This window comes from Falsirhodobacter xinxiangensis (assembly GCF_004959935.1).
Classification (GTDB): Bacteria; Pseudomonadota; Alphaproteobacteria; order Rhodobacterales; family Rhodobacteraceae; genus Falsirhodobacter; species Falsirhodobacter xinxiangensis.
This window is the reverse complement of the sequence record NZ_SMYN01000006.1, coordinates 99,316-115,584: the sequence shown is the minus strand read 5'-3', so window position 1 is coordinate 115,584 and position 16,269 is coordinate 99,316. Positions and strand designations below refer to the sequence as shown.

Sequence of the window (16,269 nt, the reverse complement as noted above, 5' to 3'; positions counted from 1 at the left end):
CATGCATTTCGCCCTGATCTGCCCCCCTTATCCCAGCCATCGCCGCGCATTCGACGCCCTTGGTCGGGCGCTGGTGGCGCGTGGACACCGCGTGACCTATGCGCTGGCCGAAGGGGACGAACCGGGCTGTATCGCCGACGTGCTGCGGATCGGGCCGTCCGCCGACGCCCGCGCGCTTCGGGCCGGGGCCATCGGCCAGAGCATCGCACGGACGGATGCGCTCTGCACCGCCGCCGCGCGCTTTCGCGGCGTGGGGGCGATCATCGGCGATCAGACCGAGCCCGCAGCGGCGCTGATTGCGGGTCATCTGGCGGTGCCGCTGATCTCGGTCGCCTGCGCGCTTCCCTTCGATCTGGGGCCGGGGATACCGCCGCCGTTCCTTGGCTGGCCCTATGATCCATCGGAACGCGGGCTTCGGCGAAATGCTGGCGGGGAGCGGGTGGCCGAGTGGATACTGTTTCGCCAGAACCGCGCGATCCGGGCATGGGCGCAGCGGCTTGGCGTTGCGGACATCGCGCTTGTATCGTCGCTGCTGACGCTATCGCAGACGTTGCCGGGCTTCGATCATCCGCGCGGCGTTTCTCCGATCGTGGAACTCGGGCCGCTGCGGGATGCCGCGCCGCCCGCCAGCACGTTCGAGCCGCCGCGCGACCGGCCCTTCATCTATGCGTCGCTTGGCACGCTTCAGGGGCATCGGCGGCGGCTTCTGCACACCATCGCGGCGGGATGCCGGGACGCGGGAGCAAGGGTGCTGATTTCGCATGGCGGCGCACTTTCGCAGCGGCAGGCACAGGCGGTCGGAGCGGATTGGATCTTAGACCATGTGCCGCAAGAGGCGATGCTGGACCGCGCCGCGCTCTGCATCACGCATGGCGGGCTGAACACCGCGATGGAGGCACTTGAGCGTCAGGTGCCGTTGGTGGTGATCCCGCTGGCATTCGACCAGTTCGGCGTCGCGGCGCGTGTGCAACGGCACGGCGTCGGTCTGCGCCTCGGTCGCCATTTCCTGACGCGCGGCGCAGTGCGACAGGCGGTGGAGCGTATCCTGCGCGATCCATCTTTCGCGAGGGCCGCGCAGAGGTTCGGGCCGGGGCCCGGCATGGCCGAAGCCATCCGGCTGATCGAAGACCGGCTCAGATTATCCCCGTCGTCCGCAGCAACCCGATGAGGTAGCCATCACCGATGGCGAGGCTGACCGAAAGTTCGATCATCACGACCAGCGAAAGGGCTAACCTCCGCGGCAGCATGAAAGCGCCCAGCGCCCCGATCGAGGCCGCCGCACTGTCCATCAGCGAATTGGGAAGGCTGTCGCCGGAATATCCCATCGTCTCCTGCCCATCATAGGTGAAAAGGCCGATGACGAGGGGCGTGTTCTCGACGATCTCCCACACGGCAGCGCAGAAGATGACCAGAAGCAATATGTCCGCGCGCGGCCAGTTGGGCCGGATGGTTGCGAAGAAGACCGCCAGCGCCGCGCCGAAGCCGAGATGCAGCCAGATGTAAGGATCGGCGGGGTGCTGCGAGTTGCAGACGGCATCGAAGCCGCGCTGCCAGAACGCGGTGCAATCGGCGTTCCAGCCACGTCCGGTCCAAAGCAGGAAGCCGGTTTGCACGACCAGGCAGGTCAATGCAGCGAACGGCGCGGGGACGAATCGGCTTGGAGGATTTCGATGTCTTGCGGGGGGCATGGGCTTGTCCAGTTGCAGCATATGCAACAGGCCGCGTCCCGCCGAGGTTCCGCCCGTCCCGCATCGCGCTTCGGCATCATACCAAGGTATGACACACAGCTTGCGGTTGTTTCCTTCACGCCAGCGTGACTGCACCATCCGTCGCGGGGCGCTATTGCGCCGAGCCTTCCGCCAAGGATTGCAGATGTCCCGGTCCGAGCCTGTCCGCGTGGTGGTCTTTACTGTGATCGTGGCCGGGTATGACCGCCCGATGCCGATCCTGTGCCGTGAACCCGGCATCGCCTATTGCCTCGTCTCCGACACGGCCTTTCCTGGATCGGACTGGGACCACCGGCCCATTCCCGAAGCAGCGCGGATGCTGGACCCGGTAGCCATGAGCCGGTGGTGCAAGTTCTTCGGCCATCTGATCTTTCCCGAATACGATCTGTCGATCTATCTGGATGGCAACCTTGCGGTCATCGGCCCTGTCAGGGCGCTGGCAGAGACGTTCCGGCAGACCGGCGCGACGATGGGGCTGTTCGCCCATCGGCGCAAGACGATCGAAGCCGAGGTCGAGGCCTGCGTGCATCACCGCAAATTCTCTGGGCGCGATCGGGCGGTCGTGGCGGCGCAGGTCGAGCGATACCGCGCCGACGGCATTCTGTTGCAAGAGGCGCTGACCGACAACGGCGTCCTGTTCCGAAACCACCGCGCCCCTGAACTGGACAACGCGATGCGGCTGTGGTGGCGGGAGTTCGCGATGGGGGTGCGCCGGGATCAGGTTTCGCTGCCCTACATCCGCAAGGCGACGCGGATGAACTGCGTCGTCTGGCCATGGAACTATCGCGCCGACAAGGCCCGTTTCGCCGGACCCTTCCCGCATTTCGGACGGATCGCGCCACGTCGATTTTCGGCCCTGCGCTATGATCTGATGGTCCGCCGAAAAATTCTGCGTCAGATCCTGCGGCGGAGGGTGGCGCAGCTCCGCCACTTTCTCCGCCGCCCGCTTCATCTGGACCAATCCGCATCGCAGCTCCGGAAAACAGGCCCATAAACCGGCCTTGAGTGGAACGATGTGCTTTGCGGACCGATCTGCGCGGGAAATCTGCCCGAATTCCTCGTCAGGCTCTCGCCATATTCTCATTTCTGCATGATGATATCAAGACAATGCGATATACACATCATGTCAACTGTCATGCCGCTTGAAGATCTGGAGGCGCAGCTTCGCCGCGACATGGCCCTTCTGAACCTGCCGCCGCGGGCATGGACGCCGGATATGCCGGGCGTGCTGGACGTGGCCGTGATCGGGGGCGGAGTGATGGGGCTGGTTGCGCTTGCCGCCCTGCAACGCGTCGGCATCACCAGGACCCGGGCCTTCGACCGCGCGCCGGTGGGGCGCGAGGGGCCGTGGATCACCTATGCCCGGATGGAAACGCTGCGGACGCGCAAGGAAGCCGCCGGCCCGGCGCTTGGCATCCCGTCCTTGACCTTCCGCGCTTGGTTCGAGGCGCAATTCGGCAATGCGGCATGGGAGGCGATGGGCCTGATCCCGCGCCAGCAATGGATGGAATACCTCGTCTGGTATCGCCGCGTGCTGAACCTGCCGGTGCAGAATGACGCCGCCGTCACCTCCGTGACGCCAAAAGGGACGCTGGTCGAACTGGTCGCAGGGGGCGAGGTGGTGATGGCCCGCCGCGTCGTCATCGCAACAGGGCTGGACGGGTTGGGCGCCCCGACGGTGCCGCAGGTCGCTGCGCGCGTTCCGCCGCGCTTCGTTGCACACGGCGCGGATATGATCGACATGCAGGCGCTGGCAGGCAAACGGGTGGCAGTGGTCGGGGCAGGTGCCTCGGCCATGGACAATGCCGCCGCCGCGCTGGAGGCAGGGGCGGCCAGCGTCGATATCTTCATCCGCCGCGACGACATCCCCCGGATCGACAAATTCACCGGGATCGGCAGCCAAGGCATGATCCAAGGCTATTTCGGTCTGCCCGATGCGGCGAAATGGGCTTTCATGGTCGAAGGGGAGCGGGCGCAGATCCCGCCGCCGCGCCACAGCGTCCTGCGCGTCTCGCGCCATGCGAATGCGCGGTTCCACCTGTCCAGCCCGATCCTCGATCTGAACGAGGAAGGGGGCGGGGTGACGGTGGTAACACCGAAGGGACGCTATCCGGCGGATTTCGTGATCTTCGCGACCGGGTTCTCGGTGGATTTCGCCCGGCGGCCTGAATTTGCCGCGCTGGACGGGCGCGTGCGGCTTTGGCGCGATGCCTATGCCCCGCCGAAGGGGATGGAACATGAGGGGATCGCCTCGATGCCCTATCTTGGCCCCGCCTTCGAATTCCTGCCGAAGACGCCCGGCGACGAGGCCTTTCACATCCACTGCTTCGCCTATCCCGCCGTGCCCAGCCACGGCAAGATCACCAGCGGCGTGCCATCGATTAGCGACGGCGCAACCCGCCTTGCACAGGGGATCGCCCGGTCGATCTTCGTCGAGGACGAGGCGCTGCATCTGCAAAACTTCCGCGATTTCGCCACGCCCGAACTGTTTGGCGACGAATGGACGGATGCCGACCTGAAGGAGCCTTTCCATGTCTGAACCCGTCTTGCAGGCCTTTTACGGCATATCCTCGCCTTGGGCCTATTTCGGGGCCGAGCGCATGGTGCAGATCGCCCGCGACGCCGGGGCAAAGCTGATCCTGCGACCGATCCGCATCATCGAAGCGAATGGCGGCATTCCGCTGCGCACCCGCCCGGATTACCGCCAACGGTATCACGAGGTGGAACTGGCCCGCTGGCGCGAACATCTGGGCATCCCGCTGAACCTTAGGCCGAAACACTACCCCTGCCGCACAATCGAAATGGCGGCGCAAGCGGTGATCGCGGTTCAGAAGGCGGGTTTCGATGCGGCAGGCTTTTCCTTTGCCATCCAACGCGCGCTCTGGGCCGAGGATCGTGACATCGCCGATCTGGACACGCTGCGCGAATTGGCGCTGAAGACGGTGGGCGAGGCGGGTGCCGCCTTCGTGCGCGGCCCGCAGCCTGCGGATATCGCCGGGGACTGGCTGGCCAACCTGATGGAAGCCGAACGCCGCGGCATCTTCGGAACGCCCACCTATGTGGTTGAAAACGAATTGTTCTGGGGGCAAGACCGGCTTGATTTCGTGGCACGCGCCCTTGCACGGGTGAAGGAGGAGGCGGCATGACCGACGCACGGGCACTGCACGACCGCGCCATCGTGGTCGATGGGCTTCAGACCTGCCTCTGGGGCCGCCCGATCTTCGAGGAGATGCGGGCAGGCGGGTTGACTGCCATCAACGTCTCGACCGTGCTGTGGGAGAATTTTCGCGAAGGCATCGACTATGTCTCGATGTGGAAACGCTTCCTGCGCGAAAATGACGACATCCTGCGGCCCGTCCGCAGCGTGGCCGACATTCATGCGGCCAAGGCCGAAGGGCGCACCGGGATCATCCTTGGCTGGCAGAACACCTCGCCGCTGGAGGACAAGCTGGATTATGTCGAGATCTTCAAGGATCTGGGCGTGAACATCATGCAGCTGACCTACAACACCCAGAATTATTCCGGCGCGGGGTATCTGGAGGAGAACGACAGCGGCCTGACCGGCTTTGGCCGCGAGGTGGTGTCCGAGATGAACCGTCTGGGCGTGCTGTGCGATCTGAGCCATGTGGGCGACAAGACTTCGGCCGACACGATCGCCTATTCCAAGGCGCCGGTCTGTATCAGCCACGTGCTGCCGCGGGCGCTGCACAACGTCAAACGGAACAAGGATGACGATCTGTTCGTGGCCTGCGCCGAAAAGGGCGGGCTCGTCGGGATCAGCTTCTTCGCGCCGGGGCTGAAGGCCGGGAACGACGCCACGGTCGAGGATGTGCTGGACGCGATGGAGCACGTGATCGACCTGATCGGCGTCGATCACGTCGGCATCGGCACCGATTTCTCGCTGGATCGTCCGCGCCCGTCGGACTGGCTGCTCTGGGCCAACAAGGACAAGGGCACCGCGCGAAAGCTGACCGAATTCGGAAGCGTCAAGATCAACAAGCCCGAAGGCGTGCGGCGGATGACCGACATGCCCAACCTGACCGCGCGGATGCTGGCGCGGGGCTGGGGCGAGGCGAATGTCGAAAAGCTGCTTGGATTGAACTGGCTGCGCGTCTTCGACGCCGCATGGAAACCTGTCCTTTAAGGAGACGAAAATGAAGGCCATCTCCCTTACCCTCGCCGCGCTCCTCGCCTCGGGCGGTGCCTATGCGCAGGAAGTCAACGTCATCGGATTTTCTGGTGTCTTCGCGGACAACTACCAGAAATTCATCATCGAGCCGTTCGAAGCGGCGAACCCCGGCATCACCGTCAACTACCAGCCGTCCAAGAACTCGGCCGAGACGCTGGCGCTGTTGACGCGGCAGGCGTCGAACCCGACCATCGACGTGGCGCTGCTGGACATTGCCGTCGCGATCAAGGCCAATGAGGCAGGCCTGTTCGCCCAGCTTGACGAGGCGAGCGTGCCGAACATCGCAGAGGCCCCCGACTGGGCGCGCGTGGACGAAGACCGCAGCGTCGCGTTTTCGCAGGACAACCTCGCGATCCTCTACAACACCGAAACGGTGAGCGAGCCGCCGACCTCGTGGAACGATCTGGCCAATCCGAAATACAAGGGCCGCATCGCTGCCAAGCTGGGCGACACGCGCGGCGTGATCCTGATCCCGATCCTGACCCATATCGCGGGCGGCAACTACAAGGACAGCATCGAGCCGGCGATAGAGGCGATGAACGCATTTGCCCCGAACGTGCTGACATGGGAGCCTGCGCCGGACTGCTATGCCGTCGTCCAATCGGGCGAGGTTGATCTGTCGATCTGCTGGAACGGTCGCGCGCAATATCTGCACGATACCCAAGGCGGCACCATCGGCGTCGCCGCCCCGGTCGAAGGGTCCATCGGCCAGACCAGCGCGATCAGCCTTGTCGAAGGATCGCCCGATGCCGAAGCTGCAAAAAAGTTCATCGACTATGCCCTGAGCGCCGAGGCGCAGGGCGCTTTTGCCGAAAAGAGCTTCTATGGCCCGGTGAACACCACGGTCGAACTGACCCCCGAGGTTGCGCAGCGCATCTATGGCGGCCCCGAAGCACAGGCGGCGCAGATGACGCTGGATTGGCAATGGGTCTCGGGCGTCTATTCGCAGTGGATCCAGCGCATCAACCGCGAAGTCATCGCGTTCAACTGAGGGGCTGTCATGACCGAGCGCCACGTCAGCGTCGAAAACCTGGTAAAGACCTATCCCGGTGCGGCAAAGCCCTCGGTCGATGATGTCAGCTTCTCGCTTCCGCGGGGCGAGATGCTGGCCTTGCTCGGCCCGTCGGGCTGCGGCAAGACCACCATCTTGCGCATGATCGCGGGGCTGGTCGAGCCGTCCTCCGGGGCAATCCGGCTGAACGGGCGCGAGGTGTCGGGCATTCCGGTCCACAAGCGCAACATGGGCATGGTTTTTCAGGCCTATGCGCTGTTCCCGCATATGACGGTGGCGGAAAACATCGCCTTCGGGTTGGAAATGCGTGGCATCGCGAAAGCGGACCGGGCGGCCAAGGTCGCGCGGGCGCTGGATCTGGTCAAGCTGACCGGGCTTGGCGACCGGCGCACCACCCAGCTTTCGGGCGGGCAGCAGCAACGCTGCGCCATCGCGCGGTCCTTGGTCATCGAGCCGGAACTGCTGCTGCTGGACGAGCCGCTTTCGAACCTCGACGCGAAACTGCGGGACGAGATGCGGGACGAAATCCGCGAGATTCAGGGCCGCACCGGCGTCACCGCGATCTTCGTGACCCATGATCAGGACGAGGCGCTGTCGATGGCCGACCGTCTTGCCGTGATGTCGGCGGGGCGGCTGGAACAGATCGGCACCCCGCGCCAGATCTTCGACCGGCCCGAGACGGAATTCGTGGCGTCCTTCATCGGCGCCGGCAATTTCCTGAACGGGCGCGTGACGGGGGCGGGCGAGGCGGCGGTGGACGGGTTCGGCACCCTGCGTTTCGTCGGCGATGCGGCAGTCGGGCAGGATGTGCGCCTGATGGTGCGCCCGCACCGGCTGGTCATGGGTGGGGCGGCGAACAGCTTTACCGGCACGGTCGAGCATATCGTCTATCGCGGGCAGATCCTGACCATGACGGTTCGTTCGGGGCAGACCCGGCTTCAGGCCGACCTTCACACCCATGCGGGCGCGTTGCCGGAAAAGGGACAGACCGTGACGCTGGGCGTCGCGCCCGAAGACGTGACCTTCATCGGGCGGGCGGCATGAGGGATCGCGGGCTGATCCTCGCCCTGCTGATCCCGGGGCTGCTGGCGATGCTGGCGACCTTCATCCTGCCGATGGCGTGGCTGCTGCGGGCGTCCTTCTCGACCTCGACGATGATGCAGGTGGGGTTCACGCTGGAACATTACCGTGCGGCGCTGGCTGACCCGTTCTATTGGAAAGTCGCGCTGAACACGTTGACGCTGGGGCTGACGGTCAGCGCCTTCGCTGTCATCCTAGGCTATCCCATCGCGCTGTTCCTTGCGCGAACCACTAGCCGTTGGCGCGGCGTGCTAACGGCGCTTGCGGTCGCGCCGCTGCTGACCTCGGCGGTGGTGCGGACCTATGGCTGGATGGTGATTTTGGGCGACCGGGGGGTCATCAACGGCACGCTGCAATCGCTGTCGATCATCGACACGCCGCTGCGCCTGTCGAACAACAGTTTTGGCGCGACGGTGGCGTTGGTGGAAATCCTGATGCCCTATGCCATCCTTGCGATGCTGGCAGGGTTCGGGCGTCTGTCCACGCAGTTGGAGGAAGCAGCGGCGATGCTCGGCGCGAACCCGCTGCGGGTGTTCTGGCGGATCGTGCTGCCTTTGTCGCTGCCGGGGGTGCTGACGGGGGCGCTTCTGGTTTTCGTGCTGGCGATCTCGTCCTTCGTGACGCCCCGGCTGATGGGCGGGGGCAGGGTGTTCGTTCTGGGAACCGAGGTGTTTTCCGAGGCGACGGTGACGCTCAACTGGTCCCTGGCTGCTGCACTTTCGGTGATGCTTCTGGTGCTGTTCTCGTCCGTCATCGTGATCTATCAACGCGCCCTGCGCCGGCTGGAGGCATGAGATGAAGGCGATCCGCAACATCTGCCTGACGCTTCTGTATCTGTTCCTGCTGGCACCGATCATCGTCGTATTCATCGTGTCCTTCGACACGCGGCAATATCTGGCGTTCCCGCCCGAAAGCTGGTCCTTCGGCAGCTATACCAAGGTTTTTGCAAACGAGGCGTTCATCGCCGCCTTCGGGCGCAGCGTGGTGATCGGGCTGGTCGTGGGGCTTGTGGCGGTCGCGATCGGGATGCTGCTGTCGATGGCGCTGGTGCGCTACAAGTTCCGCGGCCGCGACACGATCGGGTTTCTGGTGCTGGCCCCGTTCCTCGTGCCCAGCATCGTGCTGGCGGTGGGGCTGATGCTGGTGCTGTCGCCGATGGGGCTGCTGGACAGCTACGCCGGGATCATGCTGGCGCATCTGGGCATCACCGTCCCCTATACCGTCCGCACCATCACCATGAGCCTGATGGCCGTGGACCGCCGCATCGAGGAGGCGGCGATGGTCCATGGCGCATCTCCCTTCACCGTGTTCCGCCGCATCACGCTGCCGCTGGTCAGCCCCGGCCTGATCGCGGGCGGGGTGATCGCCTTCCTGATCTCGTTCGACGAGGCGACGATCTCGCTGTTCATTGTGTCGATCCGCACCTCGACCCTGCCGACCGAAATCTACCGCTATCTGGAATATTCCACCGATCCGCAGATCGCGGCGCTGTCGGTGGTGCTGATCCTGATCTCGGTCGCGGTGGTGGTGCTGGTGGAACGGCTGATCGGGCTGAGGAAGGCGATATGATCGTCCAGACCGACAGCGGCGCTGTGCGCGGCGACGGCCACGCCTTTCTGGGCGTTTCCTATGCCGCGCCGATCACGAGCAAGACCCGTTTCGACGCGCCGCAGCCCTTTGCTTGGGACGGCATTCGCGATGCGACCCGGCTGGGCGCGGTCTGCCCGCAGTTGCCGACCTACGGGCCGGTGGGGCGCAATGCGACCTCGGCGCTGGCGGCGGGCGAGGATTTCCTGACGCTGAACATCCGCACCCCGTCGGTGGAGGGCAGCGCGCCGGTGCTGGTCTGGGTGCATGGCGGCGGCTATGCCGTGGGATCGGCGAACGAGCCGGTGCTGCAATCGGAGGCCTTCGCCGCGTCTGGCATCGTCGAGGTGACGGTGAACTATCGTCTTGGCGCGATGGGATTTCTGCGGGTCGATGGCGCGCCGGACAATCGCGGGCTTCTGGATCTGATCGCGGCGCTGGACTGGGTGCGGCGCAACATCGCGGCCTTCGGCGGCGATCCGGTGCGGGTGACGCTGGCGGGACGCTCGGCGGGTGGTTTCGCGGTGGCGGCGCTGATGGCGATGCCGGCGGCCCATGGGTTGTTCGCGCGGGCAATGCCGCAAAGCGGGGCATCCACGGGGATTGCAACGGATACCGACGCCGAAAAGCTGGCCGCACGGATGCGACGGGCGCTTGGCATGGACCCGCGCGAGGCGGCGCTGGCGGACCTCTTGGTGGCGCAGCGCGACCTTTGCAACGAAAGCTATGAACGGCACGATTTCGACCGTGATGGCGCGGCAGCGATGCTTGGGGTGCCGTTCGTTCCGATCTGCGAGACGGACAGCCTGCCGTTGCATCCCGAAGACGCGGCGGCGCAGGGACGAACAGCGTCGGTGCCGATGATGATCGGCTGCACCACCGCCGAATATCTGACCCATTCGACGGCCTTGCCTGCCGCGTTGGATTTCGAAGCTGTCGCGGCCCTGCTGCATGAACGGGTGCGTCCAATGCGCCTGACCGGGGTCGACATCGTCCAGCGTTACCGCGCGGCGCTGCCAGATCACACGCCCCACGGCATCTGGCGCGCGGTGGCGGGCGATCTGGTGTTCCAGAACCCCGCGACCCGTTTCGCGCGTCTGCATCGGCGCGGCCAGCCCGTCTGGAAATATCTTTATGGTCCGGACGGCGCGGACGAGACCGGCGCCGCGCATGGGGCCGAGGTCGGCGCCGTGTGGTATCGGCAGGGGATGGACCTTGCCCTGCAACCCGAACGGCAGCGGGTGACGGATACCGCCTTTACCGTGGCCGTGCATGATGTTTGGGCCGCGTTCATCCATGGGCACAGCGATTGGCCTTGCCCACAAGGGTCGGTGCTGCGGCTTCGCCCCGGCGATATCGCGGTCGAGCGCGACCCCTTCGACGCGCGAACCGCCCTTTGGACCGAGGCTGGCTGATGGACCCGAACTATCTCGACACGAAACAGCTGGAAGCATTCGTCGCCGTCGTCTCGATCGGGTCGATGACCGGGGCGGCCAAGGCGCTTGGCCGGTCGCAATCCGTGATCACGCGGCTGATCCAGGAGTTGGAGGAGGAGTTGGGCTTCGCGCTTCTGCATCGCAATGGCCCGCGCATCACACCCACCCAGCAGGGGCTGGCATTCCACGAACAGGCCGACCTGTTTCTGAGCGGCCTTCGCACCATCGGTGCCCGTGCCCGTGCGATCGGGGGTGGGGCGCCGTTGCCGATTCATGTCGCCACGCTGCCCTCGCTGGCGGCGGGGGTGGTTCCGGCGGCGCTTGCCCGTCTGGACCCTGCGGACCTGCCCGATCGCATCCACCTGAACAGCATGGCCGCCGAGAACATCGTGCAGGCGGTCGCGGCCCAGACGGCGGATCTGGGCCTGACGACCCTGCCGCTGGATCATCCGGGGCTGGAGGTTCACTGGACCGCAGAGGTCGCCTGCATCGCCGTCGTCGCCCGACATCACAGCCTTGCTGCCCGATCCGTAATCACCGCAGAGGATCTGGCGCAGGAACGCATCATCACCACGCATAACCCGCATCGCCTGCGCCGCGCCATCAACGAGGCGCTGGAGGCGGCGGGCGTCGCGCCTTCCAGCGTCATCGACAGCAACGCCTCTTTCGTATCGATCGCTTTGGCGAGGGCGGGACTGGGCGTGGCCATCGTGGAGTCGCTGACGTCCGCGGGCCTTCCGGCAAGCGGCGTGGTTCAGATCCCGCTGAGCGTCCATATCCCATTCCGCTGGGGCATCGTGACTCCGGTCGGGCGCCCGGCCAATTCGCTGGTGACCAAGCTGATCGCCGCCATAAAGGAAGGTGCGGGCTTCTGACGGTCTGAGGGTGGGGTGACCATGTCCTGCCTTGGTCATGCGACAGAGCCGTAGTTCCAACTTGAACCCACCCAAACGCAGCATGCGAGCATGATAGTATGTATTATGTGCGCTTCTGGCCGTTATACTTGACACTTCGCACATGCGTGAAAGACTGGCTTGATGAACGATATTGCCACTTGGCTCGCCGATAAAAGCCCCGTCACCCGACAAAATGCAGCGGAAGCGGTGTTCGAGGATTTGCGCAGCGCCATTCTTTCCGGGCGCATTCCCGTATCAACCCGGCTTCCTTCGGAAGCGAAGCTTGCGGAAAGATACGGTGTCAGCCGCCCGATGATCCGCGAGGCGCTCCGGTCGCTCCAGACGCTTGGGCTGACGCGCAGCCGGACAGGCAGCGGCAGTTTCGTCATCTCCGCCAGCCCGGCAGAGCCTGATTACGGCGCTTACTCCGCGCGCGACCTGATCGAAGCACGGCCCTTCGTCGAGGTTCCGGCGGCGGGCTGGGCCGCGCTGCGCCGGTCCGACGAACAGCGCGCCGGCCTTCTGGACCTGTGCGACCAGATGGAGGGTTGCTCCGATCCGTTGGCTTGGGTCCGGCACGATTCCGCGTTTCATGCGTTGATCGCAGAAGCTTCCGGCAACGCCCTTTTCGCTCGCATCGCCGCCGAGGCACGCGATGCGCTTGCGCGCCAGTCGGAGCTGGTGAACCTGTCCGGCAATCGCCGCATCGCCTCGAATCACGAACATCGCCGCATTGCAGAAGCCATCGCAAGCGCCGATGAAAATGCAGCCCGCGATGCCATGCAGGCGCATTTGGATGCCGTCGCCCGGACGGTGACCCGGTTGACCGATCCGGCGCAAGCGATTTGAATCGGGCGTAATTTTCTAAGCTTGCGCTGAACAGGTCATTGTCGCGCCGAACGTGACGCTTGACGTAACATATCGTTGCAGTCTACCGCAAAGCTGTCTTACAGCCTGACAGGTCTGGCTGCGTGGAGGGATAATGGAAAAATCAAGAGCGGACGGCGTGGTTCTAGCCGCCGAGGATCGGGGCTTTCACAAAGCGCTGAAACCGCGGCAGATCCAGATGATCGCAATTGGCGGTGCAATCGGCACTGGCCTGTTCCTTGGTGCCGGGGGCCGTCTTGCGGCTGCAGGGCCATCGCTGGTCTTCGTCTATGCGCTTTGCGGCTTCTTCGCCTTTCTTGTGCTACGCGCATTGGGCGAGTTGATCATGCACCGCCCCACCTCGGGGTCGTTCGTATCCTATGCACGTGAATTCTATGGCGAAAAACTCGCTTTTGCCGTCGGCTGGATGTATTGGATCAACTGGGCGATGACCTCGGTTGCCGATGTAACGGCGGTGGCGGTATATATGAACTTCTTCAAGGCATATGTGCCGTGGCTGGCCGGGATCGACCAATGGGTCTTCGCCCTTGTCGCGCTGATCGTCGTGCTTTTGATGAACCTCTTGTCGGTCAAGGTATTCGGTGAGTTGGAATTCTGGTTCAGCCTGATCAAGGTTCTGGCGCTGGTCACCTTCCTGTGCGTCGGCATCTGGTTCGTCGCGACCGGCACGCCCATCGACGGGGTGGAGCCTGGATTGCATCTGATCCAAGGGAGCGGATTGTTTCCGAACGGCATTCTTCCTGCGCTGGTCATCATCCAGGGCGTCGTCTTCGCCTACGCCTCGGTCGAGCTGATCGGCACGGCGGCGGGCGAGACGGAGGACCCGCGTCAGGTCATGCCGCGCGCCATCCGCACGGTCGTGTTCCGGCTGGTGGTGTTCTATGTCGGCTCGGTCCTGCTGCTGTCGCTGCTGCTGCCCTATACCGCCTATAAAGGCGGCGAGAGCCCGTTCGTGACCTTCTTCGGCGCGATCGGCGTTCAGGGCGCGGATGTGGTCATGAACCTCGTTGTGCTGACGGCGGTTCTGTCTTCGCTGAACGCCGGTCTTTATTCAACGGGGCGCATCCTGCATTCGATGGCGATTTCGGGTTCGGCCCCTGCGGCGCTGGCGCGGATGAACAAGTCCGGCGTTCCCTACATGGGCATCGCGGTCACGGCTTTCGTCACCGTTCTGGGTGTCATCATGAACGCCATCGTGCCAAGCCAGGCATTCGAGATCGCGATGAACGTCGCCGCCTTGGGCATCATCTCGGCCTGGGCCGTCATCGTGCTGTGCCAGTTGAAACTGTGGCATCTGTCGCGCAAGGGCGTGATGGAACGTCCCGCGTTCCGCATGTTCGGCGCGCCGTTCACCGGCGTTCTGACTCTGGCCTTCCTGCTGGGCGTGATCGTCCTGATGGCCTTCGACTGGCCGATCGGGACGTGGACCGTGGCCTCGCTGCTGGTTATCGTGCCTGCGCTGATCGTCGGCTGGTTCATGGCACGGGGTCGGATCGCCCGCATCGCCGCGGAACAGGGCGTATGAGCCCGCTGGTCGCCGTCATCGCCACAGGCGGCACGATCGCCAGCAGCCGGGGCGCGGACGGGGCCAAACCCTCGCTGCGTGGCGAGGATCTGTTGGCAGGGCTTCCCGCCCTGCCCGTCCGCCTGCGCCCGGTGGAACTTCTGGCCAAGGACAGTTCGGCCCTGACGCTGGCGGATATGCAGGGTATCGTGGATGCCGTGCGCGGCCAGCTTCAGGACCCGGACATCGCCGGTGTCGTGATCCTGCATGGCACCGATGCGATGGAGGAAACCTCGCTTCTGGCGCATCTGCAACTGGCGCAGGGCAAGCCGGTCGTCTTCACCGGCGCGCAGTTCACCTCGGACCATCCGGATGCAGATGGTCCGGGCAATCTGACGGATGCGATCCGTGCTGTTCTTGCGGGCGCGCCGGGGGTCCGGATCGTCTTCGGGGGGCGGAACCTGCCCGCTTGGGGTGCTTACAAGTTCTCCAGCGACAGCGCTGATGCGTTTCGCGGTCTGGGCGAGCCGAAGCTGGCTGGTGCCCTGCCCGCCCCGGTTTCCGCGCGCGTGGACATCGTGGCGATCCATCCCGGCGGCGACGGGTTGCACCTGCGCGCAAGCCTGCAGGCGGGTGCGGATGGGATCGTCCTTGCCGCGCTCGGGTCCGGCAACGCCACGGCGGATGTCGTGGCGGCGGTGCGCGACGCCGGGGTTCCGGTCGTCGTCTCCAGCCGTGTGCCCGAGGGCGTGCTTGCCCCGGCCTATGGCGGCGGCGGCGGCGGGCACGACCTTGCGCTGGCGGGTGCGGTGCATTCGCGCCTGCTTCGGCCCGGACAGGCCCGCATCCTGCTGGCGGCGCTGATTGCCAACGGCGCGCCCATAGCCGAGGCCTTCGCCTAGAGCCGCCGCTCGGTCTGGCGATCGAACAGATGCGCCTGCGCCGGATCGAACACGAAACCGATCCGGCTGCCGGGCTTTGCGGTCACCCGATCCTTCACGGCGGCGTTCAGAAGGTCGGTCCCCGCCTTGGCGAATATCTGCGTCTCGGACCCCGTCAGCTCGACGACGACCACGTCCACTGGAACGCCGTCATCGCCGATGACGATATGTTCGGGGCGGATGCCATAGATGACCTCCTGCCCCTCGATCCCCGAGGACGGTGGCAGAGGCAGGCGCAGCCCGCCTTCGGAAACGAACGCCCCCTGCGCGATCCGTCCGTGGATCAGGTTCATCGAAGGCGAACCGATGAAGCCCGCAACGAAGACGTTCTGCGGGCTGTCGTAAAGGTCCAGCGGCGCGCCGATCTGTTCGACCCGCCCGTCGCGCATCACGACGATCTTATCGGCCATCGTCATCGCTTCGATCTGGTCGTGGGTGACATAGACGGTGGTGGTCTTCAGCCGCTGGTGCAGTTCCTTGATCTCCACCCGCATGGTCACGCGCAGTTTCGCATCGAGGTTCGACAGCGGCTCGTCGAACAGGAACACCTGCGGATCGCGCACGATGGCGCGGCCCATCGCCACGCGCTGCCGCTGCCCGCCCGAAAGCTGTTTCGGAAAACGGTCCAGATACTTGGTCAGATCGAGGATCGCGGCCGCGCGGCCCACCTTCTCGTCGATCTCGGCCTTGGGGCGTTTCGCCATCTTCAGCGGAAATCCCATGTTCTCCGCCACCGTCTTGTGCGGATAAAGCGCGTAGGACTGGAACACCATCGCGATGTCCCGCTCCTTCGGTGGCACGTCGTTCACCACCCGCCCCCCGATGGAGATGTCGCCGTCCGAGATCTTCTCCAGCCCTGCAAGCATCCGCAGCAGCGTCGATTTTCCGCAGCCCGAGGGGCCGACCAGCACCACGAATTCCCCGTCCGCAATATCGACGCTGACGCCGTGCATCACCTGAAGCGCACCGTATCGTTTGCTGACCTTGTCGATCCTGACTTCCGCCACGG

16 protein-coding genes are annotated in these 16,269 nt (G+C 64.9%); 14 read left to right on the top strand and 2 right to left on the bottom strand.

Annotated elements, in window-relative coordinates; translation table 11 throughout:
- The first annotated feature begins 1 nt into the window (after position 1).
- Positions 2–1,168 carry a glycosyltransferase gene (locus E2K76_RS09510; RefSeq protein WP_136684062.1) on the top strand — a complete coding sequence of 389 codons (1,167 nt, stop codon included), beginning with the start codon at positions 2–4 and terminating at the stop codon, positions 1,166–1,168.
- Here E2K76_RS09510 and E2K76_RS20305 read toward each other — a convergent pair.
- Positions 1,134–1,628, bottom strand: coding sequence for a DUF2585 family protein (locus E2K76_RS20305; RefSeq protein WP_169053251.1), 495 nt, complete (start codon positions 1,626–1,628; stop codon positions 1,134–1,136). The two genes, E2K76_RS09510 and E2K76_RS20305, sit on opposite strands and share 35 nt — an antisense overlap.
- Before the next feature lie 244 nt (positions 1,629–1,872).
- On the opposite strand from E2K76_RS20305, the gene E2K76_RS09500 reads away from it, so the two are divergent.
- The 13 genes from E2K76_RS09500 to E2K76_RS09440 all read left to right on the top strand — a co-directional run bounded on the left by E2K76_RS09500 (position 1,873) and on the right by E2K76_RS09440 (position 15,221).
- The gene (locus E2K76_RS09500; protein ID WP_169053250.1) at positions 1,873–2,721 is read left to right on the top strand and encodes a glycosyltransferase domain-containing protein; all 849 of its coding nucleotides are present in this window, start codon (positions 1,873–1,875) and stop codon (positions 2,719–2,721) included.
- 141 nt (positions 2,722–2,862) lie between these two features.
- A complete protein-coding gene (locus E2K76_RS09495; protein WP_220432200.1) occupies positions 2,863–4,266 on the top strand; it encodes an NAD(P)-binding domain-containing protein in 1,404 nt (467 codons plus the stop codon).
- Complete coding sequence (locus E2K76_RS09490; protein ID WP_136684059.1) at positions 4,259–4,873, top strand: 2-hydroxychromene-2-carboxylate isomerase; 615 nt, start codon at positions 4,259–4,261, stop codon at positions 4,871–4,873. Before E2K76_RS09495 ends, E2K76_RS09490 begins: the two co-directional genes overlap by 8 nt.
- Positions 4,870–5,871, top strand: a complete 1,002-nt coding sequence (locus tag E2K76_RS09485) for a dipeptidase (protein ID WP_136684058.1) — start codon at positions 4,870–4,872, stop codon at positions 5,869–5,871. The genes E2K76_RS09490 and E2K76_RS09485 overlap by 4 nt, the downstream gene beginning before the upstream one ends.
- A 10-nt stretch (positions 5,872–5,881) precedes the next feature.
- Positions 5,882–6,907 (top strand): ABC transporter substrate-binding protein, encoded by a 1,026-nt coding sequence (locus E2K76_RS09480; RefSeq protein ID WP_136684057.1) that lies wholly within the window; start codon positions 5,882–5,884, stop codon positions 6,905–6,907.
- Between the two features lie 9 nt (positions 6,908–6,916).
- Positions 6,917–7,972, top strand: a complete 1,056-nt coding sequence (locus E2K76_RS09475; RefSeq protein ID WP_136684056.1) for an ABC transporter ATP-binding protein — start codon at positions 6,917–6,919, stop codon at positions 7,970–7,972.
- A complete protein-coding gene (locus tag E2K76_RS09470; RefSeq protein WP_136684055.1) occupies positions 7,969–8,802 on the top strand; it encodes an ABC transporter permease in 834 nt (277 codons plus the stop codon). Before E2K76_RS09475 ends, E2K76_RS09470 begins: the two co-directional genes overlap by 4 nt.
- A gap of 1 nt (position 8,803) precedes the next feature.
- A complete protein-coding gene (locus tag E2K76_RS09465; RefSeq protein ID WP_136684054.1) occupies positions 8,804–9,577 on the top strand; it encodes an ABC transporter permease in 774 nt (257 codons plus the stop codon).
- Complete coding sequence (locus E2K76_RS09460) at positions 9,574–11,010, top strand: carboxylesterase/lipase family protein (protein ID WP_136684053.1); 1,437 nt, start codon at positions 9,574–9,576, stop codon at positions 11,008–11,010. The genes E2K76_RS09465 and E2K76_RS09460 overlap by 4 nt, the downstream gene beginning before the upstream one ends.
- Positions 11,010–11,906 carry a LysR family transcriptional regulator gene (locus E2K76_RS09455; RefSeq protein WP_136684052.1) on the top strand — a complete coding sequence of 299 codons (897 nt, stop codon included), beginning with the start codon at positions 11,010–11,012 and terminating at the stop codon, positions 11,904–11,906. Before E2K76_RS09460 ends, E2K76_RS09455 begins: the two co-directional genes overlap by 1 nt.
- Before the next feature lie 162 nt (positions 11,907–12,068).
- Positions 12,069–12,776, top strand: coding sequence for a FadR/GntR family transcriptional regulator (locus tag E2K76_RS09450; protein WP_136684051.1), 708 nt, complete (start codon positions 12,069–12,071; stop codon positions 12,774–12,776).
- A 133-nt stretch (positions 12,777–12,909) separates the two neighbouring features.
- Positions 12,910–14,340: an amino acid permease gene (locus tag E2K76_RS09445; protein ID WP_136684050.1), complete on the top strand. Its 1,431-nt coding sequence runs from the start codon at positions 12,910–12,912 to the stop codon at positions 14,338–14,340.
- On the top strand, positions 14,337–15,221 hold the full coding sequence (locus tag E2K76_RS09440; protein ID WP_136684049.1) for an asparaginase domain-containing protein: 885 nt from the start codon (positions 14,337–14,339) through the stop codon (positions 15,219–15,221). Before E2K76_RS09445 ends, E2K76_RS09440 begins: the two co-directional genes overlap by 4 nt.
- On the opposite strand, the gene E2K76_RS09435 is transcribed toward E2K76_RS09440, so the two are convergent.
- Positions 15,218–16,267, bottom strand: coding sequence for an ABC transporter ATP-binding protein (locus E2K76_RS09435; RefSeq protein ID WP_136684048.1), 1,050 nt, complete (start codon positions 16,265–16,267; stop codon positions 15,218–15,220). The genes E2K76_RS09440 and E2K76_RS09435 overlap by 4 nt on opposite strands.
- Positions 16,268–16,269: the final 2 nt, after the last annotated feature.